The organism is Aeromonas sp. 602396 (genome assembly GCF_049173735.1).
GTDB classification, from domain to species: Bacteria; Pseudomonadota; Gammaproteobacteria; order Enterobacterales; family Aeromonadaceae; genus Aeromonas; species Aeromonas veronii_A.
Genome location: NZ_JAAKSD010000005.1, coordinates 75432 through 93191, shown reverse-complemented (window position 1 = coordinate 93191; position 17760 = coordinate 75432). Strand labels below are relative to the sequence as shown.

The 17760-nt window shown below is 59.6% G+C and carries 20 protein-coding genes; 11 read left to right on the top strand and 9 right to left on the bottom strand.

Annotation, left to right across the window (positions count from 1 at the left end):
• The first annotated feature begins 302 nt into the window (after positions 1–302).
• A complete protein-coding gene (gene hupA / locus G5229_RS08525; protein ID WP_005340484.1) occupies positions 303–575 on the top strand; it encodes a nucleoid-associated protein HU-alpha in 273 nt (90 codons plus the stop codon).
• A 114-nt stretch (positions 576–689) separates the two neighbouring features.
• On the opposite strand, the gene G5229_RS08520 is transcribed toward hupA, so the two are convergent.
• The 3 genes from G5229_RS08520 to G5229_RS08510 all read right to left on the bottom strand — a co-directional run bounded on the left by G5229_RS08520 (position 690) and on the right by G5229_RS08510 (position 3486).
• Positions 690–1133, bottom strand: coding sequence for a PACE efflux transporter (locus tag G5229_RS08520; RefSeq protein WP_005358045.1), 444 nt, complete (start codon positions 1131–1133; stop codon positions 690–692).
• A gap of 163 nt (positions 1134–1296) precedes the next feature.
• A complete protein-coding gene (locus G5229_RS08515) occupies positions 1297–2154 on the bottom strand; it encodes a hypothetical protein (protein WP_421208956.1) in 858 nt (285 codons plus the stop codon).
• Between the two features lie 108 nt (positions 2155–2262).
• Positions 2263–3486 (bottom strand): Nramp family divalent metal transporter, encoded by a 1224-nt coding sequence (locus G5229_RS08510; RefSeq protein ID WP_421208955.1) that lies wholly within the window; start codon positions 3484–3486, stop codon positions 2263–2265.
• Positions 3487–3723: 237 nt separating this feature from the next.
• Between G5229_RS08510 and rpsF the strand changes: the two genes are divergently transcribed.
• From rpsF to G5229_RS08490, 4 genes are all read left to right on the top strand, one after another.
• On the top strand, positions 3724–4110 hold the full coding sequence (gene rpsF / locus G5229_RS08505; RefSeq protein ID WP_005308887.1) for a 30S ribosomal protein S6: 387 nt from the start codon (positions 3724–3726) through the stop codon (positions 4108–4110).
• A gap of 30 nt (positions 4111–4140) precedes the next feature.
• Positions 4141–4371, top strand: a complete 231-nt coding sequence (rpsR, locus tag G5229_RS08500; protein WP_005308890.1) for a 30S ribosomal protein S18 — start codon at positions 4141–4143, stop codon at positions 4369–4371.
• Between the two features lie 52 nt (positions 4372–4423).
• Positions 4424–4870 (top strand): 50S ribosomal protein L9, encoded by a 447-nt coding sequence (rplI, locus tag G5229_RS08495; protein ID WP_005340490.1) that lies wholly within the window; start codon positions 4424–4426, stop codon positions 4868–4870.
• Between the two features lie 101 nt (positions 4871–4971).
• Positions 4972–5712, top strand: coding sequence for a ferredoxin--NADP reductase (locus G5229_RS08490; protein ID WP_421206095.1), 741 nt, complete (start codon positions 4972–4974; stop codon positions 5710–5712).
• A 50-nt stretch (positions 5713–5762) separates the two neighbouring features.
• Here the strand turns inward: G5229_RS08490 and G5229_RS08485 are convergent, their stop codons facing one another.
• Together G5229_RS08485 and G5229_RS08480 are read right to left on the bottom strand one after the other, a co-directional pair.
• Complete coding sequence (locus G5229_RS08485) at positions 5763–6113, bottom strand: hypothetical protein (RefSeq protein WP_042053367.1); 351 nt, start codon at positions 6111–6113, stop codon at positions 5763–5765.
• 19 nt (positions 6114–6132) lie between these two features.
• Positions 6133–6429: a hypothetical protein gene (locus G5229_RS08480; protein ID WP_040067567.1), complete on the bottom strand. Its 297-nt coding sequence runs from the start codon at positions 6427–6429 to the stop codon at positions 6133–6135.
• Positions 6430–6684: 255 nt separating this feature from the next.
• On the opposite strand from G5229_RS08480, the gene G5229_RS08475 reads away from it, so the two are divergent.
• Positions 6685–7695 carry a Preprotein translocase subunit SecY gene (locus tag G5229_RS08475; RefSeq protein WP_421208954.1) on the top strand — a complete coding sequence of 337 codons (1011 nt, stop codon included), beginning with the start codon at positions 6685–6687 and terminating at the stop codon, positions 7693–7695.
• 54 nt (positions 7696–7749) lie between these two features.
• Here the strand turns inward: G5229_RS08475 and G5229_RS08470 are convergent, their stop codons facing one another.
• Positions 7750–7917 (bottom strand): hypothetical protein, encoded by a 168-nt coding sequence (locus G5229_RS08470; RefSeq protein WP_005308905.1) that lies wholly within the window; start codon positions 7915–7917, stop codon positions 7750–7752.
• Positions 7918–7973: 56 nt separating this feature from the next.
• Here G5229_RS08470 and G5229_RS08465 point away from each other — a divergent pair, with 56 nt between their 5' ends.
• The 4 genes from G5229_RS08465 to gshA all read left to right on the top strand — a co-directional run bounded on the left by G5229_RS08465 (position 7974) and on the right by gshA (position 13886).
• Positions 7974–8951 (top strand): NADP-dependent oxidoreductase, encoded by a 978-nt coding sequence (locus tag G5229_RS08465; protein WP_236758185.1) that lies wholly within the window; start codon positions 7974–7976, stop codon positions 8949–8951.
• On the top strand, positions 8948–9385 hold the full coding sequence (locus G5229_RS08460) for a YqaA family protein (protein WP_005348990.1): 438 nt from the start codon (positions 8948–8950) through the stop codon (positions 9383–9385). The genes G5229_RS08465 and G5229_RS08460 overlap by 4 nt, the downstream gene beginning before the upstream one ends.
• 27 nt (positions 9386–9412) lie before the next feature.
• The gene (locus G5229_RS08455; RefSeq protein ID WP_421208953.1) at positions 9413–12226 is read left to right on the top strand and encodes a M16 family metallopeptidase; all 2814 of its coding nucleotides are present in this window, start codon (positions 9413–9415) and stop codon (positions 12224–12226) included.
• A 61-nt stretch (positions 12227–12287) separates the two neighbouring features.
• Entirely contained in the window at positions 12288–13886 is a 1599-nt protein-coding gene (gshA, locus tag G5229_RS08450; protein ID WP_342401529.1) for a glutamate--cysteine ligase, read from the top strand.
• A gap of 81 nt (positions 13887–13967) precedes the next feature.
• Here the strand turns inward: gshA and G5229_RS08445 are convergent, their stop codons facing one another.
• Complete coding sequence (locus G5229_RS08445; protein WP_136502264.1) at positions 13968–15758, bottom strand: AMP-dependent synthetase/ligase; 1791 nt, start codon at positions 15756–15758, stop codon at positions 13968–13970.
• A gap of 227 nt (positions 15759–15985) precedes the next feature.
• On the opposite strand from G5229_RS08445, the gene G5229_RS08440 reads away from it, so the two are divergent.
• Positions 15986–16489 carry a hypothetical protein gene (locus tag G5229_RS08440; protein WP_421208997.1) on the top strand — a complete coding sequence of 168 codons (504 nt, stop codon included), beginning with the start codon at positions 15986–15988 and terminating at the stop codon, positions 16487–16489.
• A 38-nt stretch (positions 16490–16527) separates the two neighbouring features.
• Here the strand turns inward: G5229_RS08440 and rimI are convergent, their stop codons facing one another.
• Both rimI and G5229_RS08430 read right to left on the bottom strand, forming a co-directional pair.
• Complete coding sequence (rimI, locus tag G5229_RS08435; protein WP_421208952.1) at positions 16528–16977, bottom strand: ribosomal protein S18-alanine N-acetyltransferase; 450 nt, start codon at positions 16975–16977, stop codon at positions 16528–16530.
• Positions 16978–17086: 109 nt separating this feature from the next.
• Positions 17087–17521 carry a DNA polymerase III subunit psi gene (locus G5229_RS08430; RefSeq protein WP_421208951.1) on the bottom strand — a complete coding sequence of 145 codons (435 nt, stop codon included), beginning with the start codon at positions 17519–17521 and terminating at the stop codon, positions 17087–17089.
• Positions 17522–17760: the final 239 nt, after the last annotated feature.

The window sequence follows — 17760 nt, the reverse complement described above, 5'->3', positions numbered from 1 at the left end:
TTGTTCGGTATTCCGAGCCGTTTGAGCAGTGACACAACCTATAACTAGGGAAAATCTGGGCAAGCGTCAATAGCCATGGGGGGATAATGTTAAGTGGCGAAGAAATAGCCAGCGGATTGTGTCTGCGTGCTAGCAGGTTTCAGGCCTGCTCACGGTTTTTCGCGTGTGGAATGTGACTATTTCCGCAGATCTTGATGAAAACCCCAGCGTTTGACGCGTTCGGCTCGATAAAGGCTTTGCCTGTGCGTTTTTTTTTGCATAGAGTGACCCAGCGCTAAATGCCCGATCATAAAGGAAATGTTATGAACAAAGCTCAACTTGTCGATGCGATTGCCGCCAAAGCAGATCTGAGCAAAGCTCAGGCCAAAGTGGCTCTGGAAGAGATCATCAATGGTATTACCCAGAGCTTGAAAGAAGGCGATGCTGTGCAACTGGTCGGTTTTGGCACCTTCAAGGTCACCCACCGCGCAGGCCGCACCGGTCGTAACCCGCAAACTGGTAAAGAGATCCAGATTGCTGCTGCCAACGTGCCTTCATTCGTGGCTGGCAAGGCTCTGAAAGACGCCGTCAAGTAAGTCCGAAAGTCTGTTTTGTCCAATGCCAGTCAGCTTGCTGACTGGCATTGTTTTTATGGGATTCTCCCATCCTTCCTGACTTTTCCTTTTGTCGGCCTCGTTGCGGCTGAGGCCTTATGCCGTTTGCGGGTTGGATGGCAGCGGCCAGATCCGCTCATAGGCCCAGGTAAAGACCATGATGTAGACGAGGTAGAAGGCGACGAAGCCGAGATCCAGCATCAGGGCGTCCCACACTCCCAAATCGAGCCAGAACATGACGCAGGGGAGGGAGAGCATCATAAAGCTCGCCTCATAGCCAAACGCGTGCAGGAAGCGGTCCAGTGGTCGCTTGTTAGTGCGTCCGCAAAGTTTGAGCAACCCCTTGTCGAACAACAGGTTCCAGCCATAGGTCCAGGCGGTGGCGACGATGGAGAAGAAGATGGCCAGCGAACCGACCTCGGCGACGCCCTGACCGAACAGCTGGCTGATCAGCGGTGCGACCAGTGCCAGCCCGATGCCTTCGTAGAGAACCAGATAACGAAGTCGATCCGGGGTGGTGCGTAGTTGGGTACTACTCATGGGTGATGTGCCTCCTGTGGGAGGCGCATTCTAATCAGGGAGTGGTTAAAAGAGAAGCATCGGCCCGTCATGACTGGCGTTGAGGGGCATGATGATGCGCCCTCTTTGCGATACTTCTCTATTGCCAATTTGGGCGTTAGCCCTGAGTGGTCAAGTCTGCGACTCAGGCGTCGGTTGGCGTGACCCGGGTCAGCATGGCAAAGCCCTCTTCCACCAGAGTGAGCTGTACCTTGGCCTCTCCCAACTCGGCGAGCGAGGTAACATGGGTACCGCCACAGGGGATGGTCACCTCCTGATCTTCCAGCATGCAGTGCCAGTAGCGCGAATCGATGATCGCCTCGCCTGCGCGGCTACGGCGGATCTCGCCCCCGGCTGCAATCCAGTCGGCCAGCTGCTGGTTGACCTTCTCTTCAATCAGCACCAGATCCGCCAGCAGTGCCTCGCTGTTGACTCCCTTCTTGCGCAGGCTCTTGCCGATGCGGTACTGCTCCCGCGAACCGCAAGGCTCGACTCGTGAACTCTGGATGGCGAGACGGTCGAAGTCGGGTTGGCCCAGTGCATCGCGCTCACTCACCTCTTTACGCCAGTAAGGAGTGAGAATCCGGTTGAGGGCGAGTGCCGCCAGATGGCAACCGCTGTGGCCCAGACTCAGGGCGTGGCGTGCTGCGCTATCGACCTGTAACTCGACCCGACTGCCGACAGGCAAGCTGTGCTCGCCCGCCAAGGGGTGTACCACCACGAACTGCCATCCCTCAGCCCCCCGCTTGACCGGAATGGCGCTGTCGACGAACAGCTCGCCATCCGGGCTGATAGCCCCCATCCGGCAAGGGCCAATAGCGGCTTCGCTACCTTCCCAGCGAGCATGACCCACATCCCCCGGCTGATCGGGCCAGAGATGGCTTTGGGGATGAAAGGGGGTGAGGTCGGTGACCAGCAGCGTGGTTTCACCGCGCTGGCAGCAGACCACGCTGGCCTGCTCCTGATGATGGCTCAGTACGAAGCTGACTCGGGTATGTTCCATGGCAAGGCTCCCGCAACGATAGATGAGAAGAGAAAGCGGCAGCATACGCCAAAGTGCGAGGAGGCTCATTAACCAGTGTTAATGAGCCTCCTGTTTGGTGACTGGTTGCTAGATCATGGCGACCAGCAGGTAGGCATTGAGCCCGATAACCAGTGCAACGATAAGACGGCCTATGGCCTGGGTGACCGGATGGTTGCGATGTTGCCCCATCAGCGCCCGATCACCGGTCAGCATCAACAGCGGGATCAGGGCCAGCGCGATGCCAAAACTCAGTATCACCTGACTCAGTACCAGAATTTCGGTGGTGTTGAGACCCATGGCGATCACCACGAAGGCGGGAGCCATGGTGATGGCGCGACGCAGCCAGAGCGGGATGGTAAAGCGGACAAAACCCTGCATTACCACTTGCCCGGCCAGGGTCCCTACCACGGTAGAGCTGATGCCGGATGCGACCAGCGAGAGGCCAAACAGGGTGGCTGCTGCCTGACCCAGCAGGGGAGTGAGGGTCTGATAGGCGGATTCCAGCTCCGCTACCTGCTGGTGGCCCGTGCTGTGGAACGCGGCGGCCGCCATCGCCATCATCGCCAGATTGACGAAGCCGGCGATAGTCATGGCAATCGCCACATCGACCCGGGTGGTGTGCAGCCGCTGGCTGACTGAACCCTGATCCTGCGTGTGCTGGGTCAGTGCCGAGTGCAGGTAGATAACGTGGGGCATCACGGTAGCACCGAGCACACCGGCGGCCAGATAGACGGCATCGCTGTTGGGCAGACCGGGGAAGAGGGCGCCCTCCAGCATGCTGGGCAGATGGGGGCGGGAGAAGATCAGCTCGACGATGTAGGCCGCCGCGACAAACAGCAACAGGCCACCGACCACGAACTCCAGCGGTTTCTGGCCGCGGGATTGCAACATCAGGATCCCCCAGGTCACCACGGCGGTGATGCAGGCCCCTTCAAGCAAGGTCACGCCAAGCAGCAGCTTGAAGCCGACTGCGGCGCCGATAAATTCGGCGAGGTCGGTGGCCATGGCGATGATCTCTGCCTGCACCCAGTAGGCCCAGACCGCCGGTTTTGGCAGTCGGTCGCGGATGTGCTCCGCCAGATTCTTGCCGGTGACGATACCGAGTTTGGCCGAGAGGGTTTGCACCAGCATGGCCATCAAGTTTGCCCATACCACTACCCAGAGCAGTTGGTAGCCAAAGGTAGAGCCCGCCTGAATATTGGTGGCGAAGTTGCCCGGGTCGATATAGCCGATGGCGGCGATAAAGGCAGGCCCGAGCAGGGTTAGCTTGAATTTGCGGGCTGGAATCGTAGTCGTCAGTGCGGGTTGCATGGCATCACCCTCCATAAGGATATGGAGAGAGAATAGATCTAAGTGATAATCATTATCAATTATTGTTTCTGATGATTTCCATCGGGAAAAACATTTAAAGCGGTCAGTTGCAGTGAGGGATGTGATTTCGTACAATACGCCGCCCTAGAAAAGCAGCGACTAAACACCTTTATGTTCCTTGCCTCCGAGGTCTGGCTGCACCTGGGCGGAGGCTGAATTAATCCGTAAGGAGCTAAAATGCGTCATTACGAAATCGTCTTCATGGTTCATCCGGACCAGAGCGAGCAAGTTCCCGGCATGATCGAGCGTTACACCGGCGCCATCACCACCTCCGGTGGTACCATTCATCGCCTGGAAGATTGGGGCCGTCGTCAGCTGGCTTACCCGATCGACAAACTGCACAAAGCCCACTACGTTCTGATGAACGTAGAAGCAGAGCAAGCCGTTATCGATGAGCTGGAAACCAACTTCCGCTTCAACGATGCCGTTATCCGCAACATGATCATGCGCACCAAGCACGCAGTGACTGAAGTTTCTCCGATGGCCAAGGCCAAAGAAGAGCGCTTCACCCGTCGTGACGACGAGCGCCGCGAAGAAGCTACTGAAGCTGCTTCCGAAGAGTAATTCTGGATCACTGACTAGAGGATAAAGGCCATGGCACGTTATTTCCGTCGTCGTAAGTTCTGCCGCTTCACCGCCGAGAACGTTACCGAGATCGACTACAAAGATATCGTTACTCTGAAAAACTACATCACTGAATCTGGCAAGATCGTACCGAGCCGTATCACCGGTACCCGCGCCAAGTATCAGCGTCAGCTGGCACGCGCCATCAAGCGTGCTCGTTACCTGGCTCTGCTGCCGTACACCGATCTGCACAACAAGTAAGAATCGGCCCGGCACTTAAGCCTAACTCAACGAAATTTATAGAGGAAAGGTAATGCAAGTTATCCTGCTCGACAAAATCGCCAAACTGGGCGGTCTGGGTGACCAAGTTTCCGTGAAATCTGGTTATGCCCGTAACTACCTGATCCCGCAAGGCAAAGCTGTTATGGCCACCAAAGCCAACATCGAAGCTTTCGGTGCTCGTCGCGCTGAGCTGGAAGCCAAACTGGCTGCCAACAAAGCTGCTGCTGAAGAGCGTGCTGCCAAGCTGGCCGAACTGGCTACCGTGGTTATCGCTTCCAAGTCTGGCGACGAAGGCAAGCTGTTCGGTTCCATCGGTACCCGTGACGTGGCTGAAGCCATCACTGCTGCCGGCGTAGCCGTTGCCAAGAGCGAAGTCCGCATGGGCAACGTTCTGCGTAACACCGGTGACTACGAAGTTGCTGTTCAGCTGCACGCTGACGTTAAAGCAACCGTACAGATCCAGGTTGTTGCCCTGTAATAGCGATTCGCTTTTGCAGAAAAAACCCGCGCTCTTGCGCGGGTTTTTTATTTTCCGGCCCGGGGGTAGAGTGAAGGTCTGTTCCACTGGAGGAGATCCTTATGGCTTGGGTAGAAGGTCGCGTCATCGAACGCATCGAATGGACACCCACCCTGTTCTCCCTGCGGGTAGCGGCCGAGCTGGTCCCCTACAAGGCAGGCCAATTCACCAAGCTGGCCCTCGAGCAGGGCGATCGCCGCATTCAGCGCGCCTACTCCTTCGTCAATCCCCCCTCTGCGCCATACCACGAGTTCTATCTGGTCGAGATCCCGAGCGGTGAGCTGACTCCGTCCCTTGGCTTGCTGCAAGCGGGCGATACATTGCTGGTGCAATCCCAGGCCACCGGCTTCCTGACGCTGGATGAGGTGCCCGCCGGGCGCGATCTCTGGCTGCTCTCGACCGGCACTGCCATCGGCCCCTTCCTCTCCATGTTGGCAGATGGGGAAGCCTTCAACCGTTTCGAGAATCTGGTGCTGGTGCACGGGGTGCGCAAAGGCGAAGAGCTGAGCTATCAGGATTTGATCGCCAGCTTTGCCGAGCAATATGGCGAGCGTTTTTGCTATGTCCCCTTTGTCAGCCGCGAGCCTTGGCCCGATGCAATGGCAGGGCGGATCCCGGCGACTATCGCCAATGGTCAGCTGCAGGCTCGAGTGGGGTTGGAGTTCTCACCCGAGCTGAGCCAAGTGCTGATCTGCGGCAATCCGGAGATGGTGAAAGAGACCCAGCAAACCTTGCTGGCGCTGGGGTTGGCCAAGAATCTGCGGCGGGCACCGGGCAATATCAGTGCGGAGAATTATTGGTAAAACAATCAGCACAGGGGCGCCAGGCCCCTGCTGGATAAGGAAAGGGGGGGTCAGTTTTTCTTGCCGTTACCCTTGTTTTTATCCTTCTGTTTGTCGTGACCCTGTCCCGGGTTATTGCCGCTGTGGATGCTGCGGTTGTAGTGATCCCGGTACTTGCCATCCATCTTGTCGCAGTTGAGTTTGATCCGGCTGTCGCCAATGCCAAGATCCAGACAGTTGTCCTGCCACCAGTCGTACTCCTTGTCATCCCAGTCGAGATTGATCTTGATGTCATCACCGGAGATCTTGATGCCATCGCTATTTTTGCTTGGCGGTGCCGCAACCGCGATGCCGTGCGCCATGAGCAGGGAAAGCAGCAGGGCGCCGCGTCGGATAACGGGGTTGTGTTTAGCTTGGGTCATCGCAAGGGTACTCCTGTTGTTACTGGTCGCTCTGCGAGTTGGCAGGGACCTGGTTGGTTTTCGGTGGCTGGTTGCGATTCTCTTCATCTTCCAGATTGAATTTGACCGCCTTGCAGTCGACGGAGGAGGTCTCCCCGATATCCAGAGTGAGGCAGTCGTTCTGGGTCCAGCCGAACTGTTTGTCATCCCAGTCCAGATTGAATTTAAGCTCATCGACGGAAAATTCGGTGCCACCGCTCTCTGGATATTGCTGTGTCGCAGCGGCGCCGCCGGTAACCAGAAGAAGGGAGAGTAGCAAGGTGGTCGTACTGTTCATGATGGCCTCGGATAATTGCAACGGTGGATGAGTGTACGGATCTGGGCTGAACCCGGGCGGAATCGCACCTCATCTCACCACATGATCAAGTCAGGGAGGAATTGTATCGCTTTTCTGCTGCCGATTTGTCCGTTTTGGTCGCACTCTGGGCAGCTGGTTGCCAATCTGAAGGAATTCAGTCATTTGCCCTTCTCTGTGCGAGTCTGGCGACTATAATCGGCAGCCAACTTTTCCTGCACAGCACACCCCTTCATCATGACCACACAGGACTCCTCCACACAGCGCTACCCCAAGGGGTGGTTCGCTCTGACGACGGTATACAGTTTTACCGGATTGGCCATTCTGGCCTCCATTATCTTCTCCCTGCTGCTGTTCCTCTCCATCGATGACAACCCGCTGATGAAGTGGCTGTTCGGCGGCTTGGCCATCATCTTCGAGCTGGGCAAGTTTTACGTCTGGTACGAGTACGGCGAGCGCAAGGCGCGGCGGGATTTGAGTGGTGCTCTCTGGTCGCTGCTGTTTTACAGCGTGCTGGCGGCCATATCCATCGGCGGCAGTATCGGTGGCATCAACAGCGCCACCAATACGGTGTTGAGCCAGCAGGCGCGCCACGAGCGGGAGCTTGCCCGTTTCGACGAGCAGATCGCCAGCATCGAGCGGCAGATCCAGCTCAACGAGGAGGCGGCCCGCAAATACATCGAGCTGGAGCGCATCTCCAGTGGCGTCTCCTCGTTGCAGCACGCCAACACCAAGCTGCGCTTGCAGCAGGATGAGCTGCGTCAGCAGCGCGATGCCAAGCCGGTCAACGAACAATCCTCCATGCTGGGGCTGATGAGCAGTCTGGCGGACGGGGTAGGGATGAGCATCAGTCAGGTGCAGTTCCTGCTGGTCTGCTTCCTCTCGGTGCTGCTCGACGTGTTCGGTGCCTTTTTCGTCAGCCTGATCGGCGAGGAGAACCGCTTTCGCCGGATGTGGCGCTGGCAGCAGGATCAAGCTCGCAGAGAGGCGCAGGAGGCGTTGGCGATGGCAGCCCAGCCTGAGCCCATGCTGCCGCCCGAGCCCGCCCCCGAGGTGCTGGCGCAGGTGCGCGGTGCGCTGGTGAGCGGTGAGCTCAAGTGCAGCAAACGCTCGGTGGCACAGGCTTTGTCACTCTCGCTGGAGGAGGTGGATCGGGTGTTCCACCATCTGCTGTCGCAAGGGGTGCTGGGGCAGGGGAGCAATCGACACTACTACCTAAATCCGGCGCTGGAGCAGCAACCCGAATAGTGAGAAGGCCACCGGAACGCGGTGGCCTTTTTCGTTATCGAGTGGCTGTGGCACTCAGTGAGTCAGCACCATCATCAGGCTGAGGAAGGCGGCCAGTCCGCCACCGATGCCGATGATCCAGTAAAACCCCTTGGCCCCCTGTTTGAGCGGGATGCGGAAGTAGAGCAGAAATGCCCACCACCCCAGTGCCAGCAACAGAGGAATAAGAAACATTCGAGCCATGGTGTCCTCGCTGTTATTCTGTTGACCCTTGATCAATCAACAGGATGGATTGTGCAATGACGCAACTACAGATTACCGCATTCGGTGACCCCTCGGTACTCAAGCTCAACCCTTCCCTCGATAAGGTGCCAGCCGATGGCGAAGTGCGGGTACGCATCTGCTTTGCGGGGGTCAATCCCATCGATGCCAAAACCCGCGCCGGTCTTGGCTGGGCGGCGGCCCAGAACAAGGACAAGCTGCCCTGGACGCCGGGTTATGACATCTCCGGCGTGGTGGAGAAGATAGGCCCCGGCGTGACCTCGCTGGTCGAGGGGGATCTGGTGTGCGGCATGGTCGGTTTTCCCCTCGCTGCCGGTGGCTACGGGGAGTCTGTGGTGGCAAGCGAAGGCGAGCTGGTCAAGCTCGACGGAGTGAGCCTGCAGCAGGGGGCGGCGCTGCCGCTGGCCGGTCTCACCGCCTGGCAGGGGCTGCTTGAGCACGGCGGCCTCCAGAGCGGTCAGCGGGTCTTGATCCTCGCCGGTGCCGGTGGCGTCGGCCATCTGGCGGTGCAGTTTGCCAGCGCTTATGGCGCCGAGGTGGTGGCCACCGCCAGCCCCGACAACCATGGCTTCCTGCACGCACTGGGGGCGCGCTGGATGGTGGATTACCATGATGCGAACTGGCCAGCACAGGTGGTGGCAGAGGCCAGTCAGGTCGATCTGGTGCTGGATCTGGTGGGCGGCGAGAGCGGCAAGGCGGCGCTGGCCTGCGTCAAACCGGGTGGCCGCCTGGTGACTGTGCCTACCATTACCGCCCAGCAGATCAAGGATGCTGGGGCTGCGGCGGGTATCGAGGTGGTCGGCATGCTGGTTCACCCCGACCAGAAGCAGCTGGGTCAGATGTTGATGCTGCTGCGTCAGGGGGAGGTGAAGGTCACCCTCGCCGGTGAGTTCGCTCTGGCTGAGGGGGCGCTGGCCCATCAGGCCATCGAAGGGGGCCATGTACGCGGCAAGCTGCTGCTGCGCATGCCTGCGGCCGATGGCTATCCCGGATGAGCGAGATGATGGAGATGGGGCTGGGGTGGCTCTTTTTAAGTGCATTCACCTCCGCCACCCTGCTGCCCGGCAGCTCGGAAGTGCTGCTGGGGGCCATGGCGGCCAAGGGGGAGTGGAGCATGGCTAGCCTGCTGCTGTGGGCGACGCTGGGCAATACCCTCGGTTCCATGACTACCTGGTGGCTCGGCTGGCTCGCCACCTTCAAGAAAAAACCGGAAGATTTTCAAGGCCGTGGGGAACAAAAAGCCTTAGGCTGGCTCAAACAACATGGTCACTGGTGTCTGCTGCTTGCCTGGACGCCGGTGGTCGGTGATGGTCTCTGTCTGTTGGCCGGTTGGCTGCGCCTCTCCTTCTGGCGCTCTCTCATTTTGATCGGGCTCGGCAAATTGTTCCGTTATGCCCTGGTTTTTCTGCTGGCCAGTCACATTTTCTAGCCTGTTTTTGTCACTCACGAGGTTACCGTGAACAAAGTCATACCTTTAACGATTCTGCTGGGCTTCACCCTGCCGGTGCTGGCGGCACCGACCCTGATCGCCGAACAGGGCAAGGAGGAGGGCAAGCTCGCCATCCCCTACCAGATGTACAAGCTGGACAATGGCCTGACCGTGATCCTGGCTCCCGACCGCTCCGATCCGCTGGTGCACCTCGATGTGACCTATCACGTCGGTTCATCCCGCGAGACGGTCGGCAAGTCCGGTTTCGCCCACTTCTTCGAGCACATGATGTTCCAGGGTTCCAAGCACGTCGGTGATCAGGAGCATATGCGGATCATCAACGAGGCCGGTGGTGACATGAACGGCACCACCAACAAGGACCGCACCAACTACTACGAAACTGTGCCTGCCAACCAGCTGGAAAAAGTGCTCTGGCTGGAGGCGGATCGGATGGGCTTCCTGCTCGATGCGGTGAGCCAGAAGAAGTTCGAGATCCAGCGCGCCACCGTCAAGAACGAACGGGCCCAGCGGGTCGACAACCAGCCGTACGGGCTGGTGAGCGAGAAGGTTGGGGAGGCTCTCTATCCGCGTACACACCCCTACTCCTGGCAGCCTATCGGTTACGTGGAAGATCTCGACCGGGTCGATGTGAACGACCTCAAGCAGTTCTTCCTGCGCTGGTATGGCCCCAACAACGCCACCCTGACTCTGGGCGGCGACTTTGACTGCAAGCAGGCCCTCGAGTGGATCGAGAAGTACTTCGGCTCCATCCCGCGCGGCCCGGACGTGGCCGAGCCGGCGCCAAAGCCGGTGACCCTGCCCGAGACCCGCTACGTGACGCTGCAGGACAAGGTGCACCTGCCGCTGCTCTATATCAGTTACCCCACTGTCTCCCTTGGTGACCCGCAGGAGCCGGCGCTCGACATGTTTGCCGACGTACTCGGCGGTTCCGCCAGCTCCATGCTCTACCAGTCGCTGGTGAAAACCGGCAAGGCGATCGATGTGGGGGCGTCCCACTACTGCGAAGAGCTGGCCTGTACCCTGACCGTCTACGCCTATCCCAATCCGTCGCAGGATGGCAGCCTCAAGACCCTCAAGGGGGAGGTGGACAAGGTGATCGGCGAGTTCGCCCAGCGCGGCCTCAAACCGGAAGATCTGGAGAAGGCGATCGCCAAGTACCGTGCCTCCGCCATCTGGGGTCTGGACAGCGTCTCCGGCAAGGTGAGCCAGCTCGCCATGGGTCAGGTGTTTGCCCAGGATCCCAACTATGTGTTCAAGACTCTCGATGCCATCGGCAAGGTGACACCTGAGCAGGTGAAGGCGGCCTACGACAAGTTCATCGCCGACAAGCCTGCGGTGGTGCTGAGCGTGGTGCCCAAGGGCAAGACCGAGTGGCAGGTTGCCACCCCGAACTTTACCCCCGCCAAGCGCGAGCTGCCGGATTACAGCAAGCATGACGAAGCGCTGGCCGAACGACCGGTAAAAGACAATTTCGATCGCAGCGTGCAGCCCAAGGCGAGCGAGGCGGTGAGCGTCAAGGTGCCCGCCATTTGGCACGGCAAGCTCGACAAGAACATCGAGATCATTGGCACCAAGAGTGACGAGATCCCGGCCGTCTCCATCATGATCGCCCTGCCGGGCGGCATTCGTGCCGAAGATAAGGGGCAACTGGGGTTGGCCAATCTGACCGCCGCCATGATGGGGCAGGGCACGGTGCGCCTGACCGAGGCTCAGCTGAGCGACGAGCTGCAAAAGCTGGGCTCAAGCATTGATGTCTCCAGCGCCCAGTACAACAACCTCATCACCGTCAGCTCGCTGGCGGACAAGTTGCCCCAGACCCTAGCGCTGGTGCGCGAGGTACTGGAGCGCCCGGGCATGCGGGAGGCTGACTTCGAGCGGGTCAAGGCGCAGCTGCTGCAAGGGATGCAACAGGCCCAGCAGCAGCCCGAGTGGCTGGCCGGACAGGCGTTCCGCGAGCTGGTCTACGGCAAGCAGAACCGCCTCGGTCAACCTACCGACGGGGTAGCGGCTGATGTGGCCAAGCTGACCCTGGCGGACGTGAAGCACTTCTATCAGGCCTACTACAACCCCACCAACGCCAAAGTGGTGGTGGTCGGTGATGTGGACCAGAAGCAGATCGAGGAGCAACTTGGCTTCCTGACAGAGTGGAAGGGGGCAACGCCAACCCTGGGAGATCTCAAGCTCAAGGGTGAGCAGGCCAAGCCGGGCATCTATCTGGTCGACAAGCCGGGGGCGCCCCAGTCGGTGATCCGCATCGGCCGTCGCGCCATGCCGTTTGATACCACGGGGGATTACTTCACCGCCGGGCTGATGAACTTCAACCTGGGTGGCAACTTCAACAGCCGCATCAACCTCAACCTGCGGGAAGACAAGGGTTACACCTATGGCGCCAGCTCGGGCTTCTCCGCCAACCGCGAGGTGGGCACCTTCGCCACAGGCGCCAATGTGCGGGCCGATGCGACTGTGGATGCCATCCGCCAGTTCCTCAAGGAGATGGACAACTACCGCAAGAGCGGCCCGACCCCGGTCGAGCTGGCCTATATGCGCAGCGCGGTCTCCCAGCAGGATGCCCTCTCCTACGAGACCCTCGGCCAGAAGGCGGGCTTCCTGCTGCAGATGGTGATGTATGACCTGAAACCGGACTATGTGCAGGCCCAGAACAACCTGATCAAGACGGTGTCGCCCGAGGCGCTGAAGGCCAGTGCCGCCCGTTGGCTCAATCCGGCCGACATGGTGATCGTTGTGGTGGGAGACAAGCAAAAGCTTGAAAAACCCCTGAAGGAGCTTCATCTTCCCATCTATCCGCTGCAGTTGCCGTAACTGACGCTTTATAAAAATCAAGAGCCGCCCCGGATGGGGCGGCCTCACATGAGCCGTGAATATGACTACAACAAGCTTGTCGCTCACTGAGTTGCTGAATGCGTTAGGATCACCGGAGCGCCTCACCGCGCTCAAGGGGATCCGGCGCGGGATCGAACGTGAATGCCTGCGCATCACGCCGGATGGCCGACTCGCCCAGAGTGACCATCCCCGGGCGCTGGGCTCGGCCCTGACCCATCCCAATATCACCACCGACTACTCGGAGAGCCTGCTGGAGTTCATCACCCCGGCCACTGACTCCATCGACAGCCTGATGGAGCAGCTCGGCGACATCCATCACCATGTGATTCAGCATCTGGGCGACGAGCGGATTTGGCCGCTCTCCATGCCCTGCTTCGTCGGCGGGGAAGAGAGCATCCGGCTGGCCCAATACGGCAGCTCCAACATCGGCAAGATGAAGACTCTCTACCGTCAGGGCTTGAAGAACCGCTACGGCAGCCTGATGCAGGTGATCGCCGGGGTGCACTTCAACTTCTCCATGCCCGACAGCTTCTGGAGCGAGTGGCAGGATCTGGTGTGCGAAGGGTGTTGCAGCCAGCGTTTTATCTCCGACAAGTACATGGGGCTTATTCGCAACGTCTACCGCTTCGGCTGGCTGGTGCCCTATCTATTTGGTGCCTCTCCGGCCATCTGCGAATCCTTCCTCAAAGGGCGCAAGAGCAACCTGCCGTTCGAGAAGACCGGCAAGGGCACCCTCTATCTGCCTTACGCCACCGCGCTGCGTCTCTCCGATCTGGGCTATACCAACAGCGCCCAGGCTGGGCTCAAGATCAGTCACGACAATCTGCCGGCCTATGTCAGCAGCCTGCGCCGCGCCATCAACACCCACAATCCTGACTTTGCCAAGATCGGGGTCAAGGTGGATGGGGAGTATCGTCAGCTCAATGACAACGTGTTGCAGCTGGAGAATGAGCTCTACGCCCCAATCCGCCCCAAGCGTACCCCGCGCAGCGGCGAGAAGCCCTCGGATGCGCTGGATCAGCGCGGCATCGAATACATCGAGCTGCGCACCGTGGACGTCAACCCCTTCACCCCGCTCGGTATCGATGCGGATCAGATCCGCTTCTTCGATCTGTTCCTGGTCTGGTGCCTGCTGCGCCCCTCTCCGGTGCTGAGTGACGAGGAGATTGCTCGCAACCGCAGCAACCAGAACAAGGTGGTGCTGGAAGGGCGTCGTCCCGGCCTGACGCTGGAAGATGAGCAGGGCAATGCCATTGGCCTCAAAGAGTACGGCCTCAAACTGTTCGACGAGCTGGCTCAGGTGGCTGATCTGCTGGATCGCTGCTGCGGCCGCAACCGCTATCGCGAGACGCTGGCGATGCACCGCGAGAAGCTGCTCAACCCCGAGCTCACCTATTCCGCCCGCATGCTCAAGGAGCTGCTGGAGAGCGGCAAGGACAACGGCTGCTACGGCGACAAGCTGGCGACCCGCTATCGCGAGGAGCTGCTGGCAGGGGAGCTGCAGTACTGGGATGAGGCCTACTTTGCCGGTGAGGCGAAGGATTCGCTGGCCAAACAGCGCGAACGCGAGCGCAGCGACAGCCTGTCGTTCGATGACTTCCTGGCCGACTACTTCGGGACCAGTAAGACCCCGGCCTGAAGGCGGGTTCGTACCAACCAAAGTGCCAACAAAAAGCCGCTCGAGTGAGCGGCTTTTTTATTTCTCTGAACCTGAGCGATATCAGACGTGGTTATACATGGCCTCGATTTCACTCTGGTACTTGGCCTCGATGATCTTGCGGCGCAGCTTCATGGTGGGGGTGAGTTCACCCAGCTCCATGGAGAAGGCGCTCGGCAGCAGGGTGAACTTCTTCACCTGCTCGAACTTGGCCAGCTCTTTTTGCAAGTCGGCGATGCGGGCTTCGAAGAACTCCATCACCCGGGAGTGGCGCAGCAGCTCGGTCTTGCACTGGTACTGCAGGTTGATGGAGCGGGCGTACTCCTCCAGCGACTCGAAGCAGGGGACGATCAGCGCCGAGACGAAGTGGCGGGCATCGGCGACGATGGCGATCTGCTCGATAAAGCGATCCTTGCCGATGGTCCCTTCCACCAGTTGCGGGGCCACGTACTTGCCGTTGGAGGTCTTCATCAGCTCCTTGAGTCGCTCGGTGAAGTAGATATTGCCCTGGCTGTCGAGCTCACCGGCATCGCCGGTACGCAGGAAGCCATCCTCGGTCATCACCTCGGCGGTCGCGTCCGGCTTGTTGTAGTAGCCGCGCATTACTGTGGGGGAGCGCACCAGCAGTTCGTTGTTCTCACCCAGCTTCACTTCGATGCCGTTCAGTGCCGTGCCGATGGAGCCCAACTTGAACTGGCTGTCTTCGTAGCAGCAGACAGTGGCGGTGGTTTCGGTCATGCCGTAGCCGTACTTGAGGTTGAGCCCCATCGCCTGGAAGAAGAGGTTCACATCGTCGGCCAGACGGGCGCCCGCCACCGGCAGGAAGCGGGTGCGGCCGCCAAAACGGGCGCGCAGCTTGCGAAACACCAGTCGCTCGGCGAGCCAGAGCTGGCCGTAGAGCAGCGGGGAGGCGGACTTGCCCGCCTGACGGGTGGCAACCATCTGTTTTCCTACCTTGGTCGCCCAGCCAAACAGGGCACGACGCAGAGCCGGAGCCTGAGCCACCTTGGCCTGGATCATGGCGTAGGCCTTCTCGTAAAGGCGCGGCACGGCGCACATCACGGTCGGCTGCACCTCGCCAATCACATCCATCACCTTCTGCGGATCGCGGATATAGACGTTCTCGGCGCCGCAATAGAGCACGTAGTAGCTCCATGCCCGCTCGAACACGTGGCTGAGCGGCAGCATGCAGAGCGACACATCCTGCTCGTTCAGATCGAGGCGGCTGTTGTGCATCTCGAAACAGGCGGCGATGTTGCTGAAGTCGAGCATGACCCCCTTGGGTTCGCCGGTGGTGCCGGAGGTATAGATCAGGGTCAGCAGGTCATCCATCCGGTACTGGGTTTCCCGTACTCGCAGTTCCTGCTCGCTGGGCTGATGGTTGCCGGAGACCAGAAATGTCTGGAAGTGGCTCGCCTGCTCGCAGCCGCGCAGATTGACGTTGCCGTCGAGGGCGATGAGCTGGCGGATCTCGCCGCTTTCAATCAGTTGCAGCGCCTGATCGAACTGGGGTTGTTCGCCAACGAACAGTACCTTGATGCCGGCATCTTTGACGATGTAGCGCAGCTGATCGAGCGTGCTGGTGGGGTAGATAGGGACGCTGACGCCGCGGGCGGCCAAGATGCCCAGATCGGCCTGGGTCCATTCCGGCATGTTGCGGGCATAGATGCCGACCATCTCGGTTGGCTGGTGGCCGGCACGGATCAGCGCCTGTGCGCAGTAGTCCATGGCCTGGCCCAGAGTACGCCAGCCGATGGCGCGCCACTGGCCATCTTGCTGAACCCGCAGGGCAGCCTTGTTGCCAAGCTGGGCAATACGTTCACGCATCAGTCGAACCAGATGAAGCTTCGGCATCAGTTAAACATCCTTTAATTACAGTTGTACGCCCGCGAGGGCACTAAAAATCGGGCTAGAGTTTAAACTCCAACATTACAGCTTACAAGTGTTCGCCGTTTGTCTTGGATCACAAAGAGTGCAAATAGCTCTCCCTTTGCGCAGACTGGCCGATACTGCTAGGAGGCAGAGAGAGGGTTAACGATATGAATCTGTGGGTGAAAGGGGCGTTGGCCGCGGTCGGGCTGATGGTGGTGGGGGGCGCTGCGTTTTGGTTCTTTGCCGGAACGTCATCACAGGGGCCCGCCAATCCCTGGTATCAGGGGGCCGAGGGGTATCAGCAGGCGCAGCAACAGGCGCTGGCGTTGGGCTATCCACTGCTCTATGTGCTGGAGACCCCCAAGTGCCGTCGCTGCAAGGCATTGAACGAACGCTTCTGGCGCAGTGAAGAGATGAGAGTGCCGTTGAGCCGATTGGTCAAGGTGCGGCTCAATCCGGGCAAGGGGGATGGTAGTGAACAGATCCTGCGCCGTTTTCCCAAGGTGGCCACACCGCCCGGCATCTATATCCAGCAGCCGGGTCAACCCCTCAAACCGATCAAGATAGTGGTGGATATACAGCAGATCTGGATGCCGGGGAAAACCTGGCTGCGGGGCTTCTATATGCCGCTCTCCGGTGCCGGATTCGAGGCGGTAGTGCATACCACCCTAGCCTTGCAGGATCCCGCGCTGGACAACGCCCCCCTCGATTGAGGGGGGACAAAAGGCTTGGGCACGACGAACAGGCTGGATCAGCCGAAATCGAACAGGCGGGACATCAGTACCGCATCTTCCCGATCATTGCCGGTGCCGTAGTAGTCGGCGCGGCGGCAATACTCGGCAAAGCCGGCGCTCTCGTAGAGGTTGATGGCGGTCTGGTTGCCTGCCCGCACCTCGAGAAACCAGGCCTCTGCCCCGGCTTGTTTGCTGCGAGTCAGGTAGGCTTGCAGCAGTGTCCGTCCCAACCCCTTGCCCTGAAATTCGGGGTGGACACAGATATTCATCAGCGAGCTGTCTCCGGCCACCAGATCCGAGATATAGAAGCCGGCCGGGCGACCATCGACCAGCATCAAGCCGTTGAGATAGCGAGGACCGAAGCAGGATAGCAGGTTGGCCTGGCTCCAGGGCTCCTTGTGGGCGGCCTGCTCTATGGGATAGACAAGGTCGAAATCGGCTTCGAGCAGGGGACGAAACTCAGGCATGTTGACTCCGGGTGACTGGGTGGAGGATGTCGGGGTTGGCAAAGACGACTTTTGTAAAATCAGGTAAAAAGAGCGGCTTCCAAGAGGGCGTTGAAGGCATGATGCAGGATCATGCCGTACTGTTCGCCAGGTGTCGGCGTAGTTGTTGCCACAGGGCGCGCTTTTGTGCGGCACTGGGGTCCAGCGGACAGATCAACGCATCGGGTCGTTCCGGGTTGGCCTCCGTCAGCCAGAGCAGCGGTGAGGCATCCGCCGTTTGCAGGTTGGCAGGCGGCAGCTCGCTGAGCAGTGAGACCTCGTCGGGGGTCATGCCGAGCAGCTGGCAGATATCCGCCAGCAGCGTGGTGGCAGGCAGCTGAGGCGCCAGCAACCAGAGTTTGCCGCTGGGCAGCGGAGCGCGGGTGGCCGGTGCTGTCTGGTCGGGCTGCACGGCATCTTGCGCAAGCTCGGGTACGAGATCTGCACCCAGCAATGCCGGACGACGCAGTTGCCAGCTTTGAATGCCCATGCGGGCCAACATGCTCTGACGAACGGGATCTTGCATCTGGGGCGACTCACTCTTGATCTGCGTTGGGGAAAATTGTGTTGCGCAGGGTACACTCGAACCGCTTTTGCTGCACCCTTTGCAACGCATCATCTGGCGCATGCGGGCATGGTGCCATCACGACACTGGCTATGCATGGGCGCAGCACGCTGCCGATACGGTATCGCACTGCCTTTGCGTTTTTTCCTGCCAGAGGCGGGTATTGTGCGGCAAGAGATACCAGAATAAACATCATAACA

Coding starts and splice junctions, on each gene's coding strand:
- rplI (WP_005340490.1), top strand. CDS start 4,424: ATGCAAGTTATCCTGCTCGACAAAATCGCCAAACTGGGCGGTCTGGGT.
- G5229_RS08490 (WP_421206095.1), top strand. CDS start 4,972: ATGGCTTGGGTAGAAGGTCGCGTCATCGAACGCATCGAATGGACACCC.
- G5229_RS08515 (WP_421208956.1), bottom strand. CDS start 2,154: ATGGAACATACCCGAGTCAGCTTCGTACTGAGCCATCATCAGGAGCAG.
- G5229_RS08465 (WP_236758185.1), top strand. CDS start 7,974: ATGACGCAACTACAGATTACCGCATTCGGTGACCCCTCGGTACTCAAG.
- hupA (WP_005340484.1), top strand. CDS start 303: ATGAACAAAGCTCAACTTGTCGATGCGATTGCCGCCAAAGCAGATCTG.
- G5229_RS08470 (WP_005308905.1), bottom strand. CDS start 7,917: ATGGCTCGAATGTTTCTTATTCCTCTGTTGCTGGCACTGGGGTGGTGG.
- G5229_RS08510 (WP_421208955.1), bottom strand. CDS start 3,486: ATGCAACCCGCACTGACGACTACGATTCCAGCCCGCAAATTCAAGCTA.
- G5229_RS08440 (WP_421208997.1), top strand. CDS start 15,986: ATGGTGGTGGGGGGCGCTGCGTTTTGGTTCTTTGCCGGAACGTCATCA.
- rpsR (WP_005308890.1), top strand. CDS start 4,141: ATGGCACGTTATTTCCGTCGTCGTAAGTTCTGCCGCTTCACCGCCGAG.
- G5229_RS08520 (WP_005358045.1), bottom strand. CDS start 1,133: ATGAGTAGTACCCAACTACGCACCACCCCGGATCGACTTCGTTATCTG.
- G5229_RS08445 (WP_136502264.1), bottom strand. CDS start 15,758: ATGCCGAAGCTTCATCTGGTTCGACTGATGCGTGAACGTATTGCCCAG.
- gshA (WP_342401529.1), top strand. CDS start 12,288: ATGACTACAACAAGCTTGTCGCTCACTGAGTTGCTGAATGCGTTAGGA.
- G5229_RS08480 (WP_040067567.1), bottom strand. CDS start 6,429: ATGAACAGTACGACCACCTTGCTACTCTCCCTTCTTCTGGTTACCGGC.
- G5229_RS08460 (WP_005348990.1), top strand. CDS start 8,948: ATGAGCGAGATGATGGAGATGGGGCTGGGGTGGCTCTTTTTAAGTGCA.
- rimI (WP_421208952.1), bottom strand. CDS start 16,977: ATGCCTGAGTTTCGTCCCCTGCTCGAAGCCGATTTCGACCTTGTCTAT.
- G5229_RS08475 (WP_421208954.1), top strand. CDS start 6,685: ATGACCACACAGGACTCCTCCACACAGCGCTACCCCAAGGGGTGGTTC.
- G5229_RS08430 (WP_421208951.1), bottom strand. CDS start 17,521: ATGCAAGATCCCGTTCGTCAGAGCATGTTGGCCCGCATGGGCATTCAA.
- G5229_RS08485 (WP_042053367.1), bottom strand. CDS start 6,113: ATGACCCAAGCTAAACACAACCCCGTTATCCGACGCGGCGCCCTGCTG.
- rpsF (WP_005308887.1), top strand. CDS start 3,724: ATGCGTCATTACGAAATCGTCTTCATGGTTCATCCGGACCAGAGCGAG.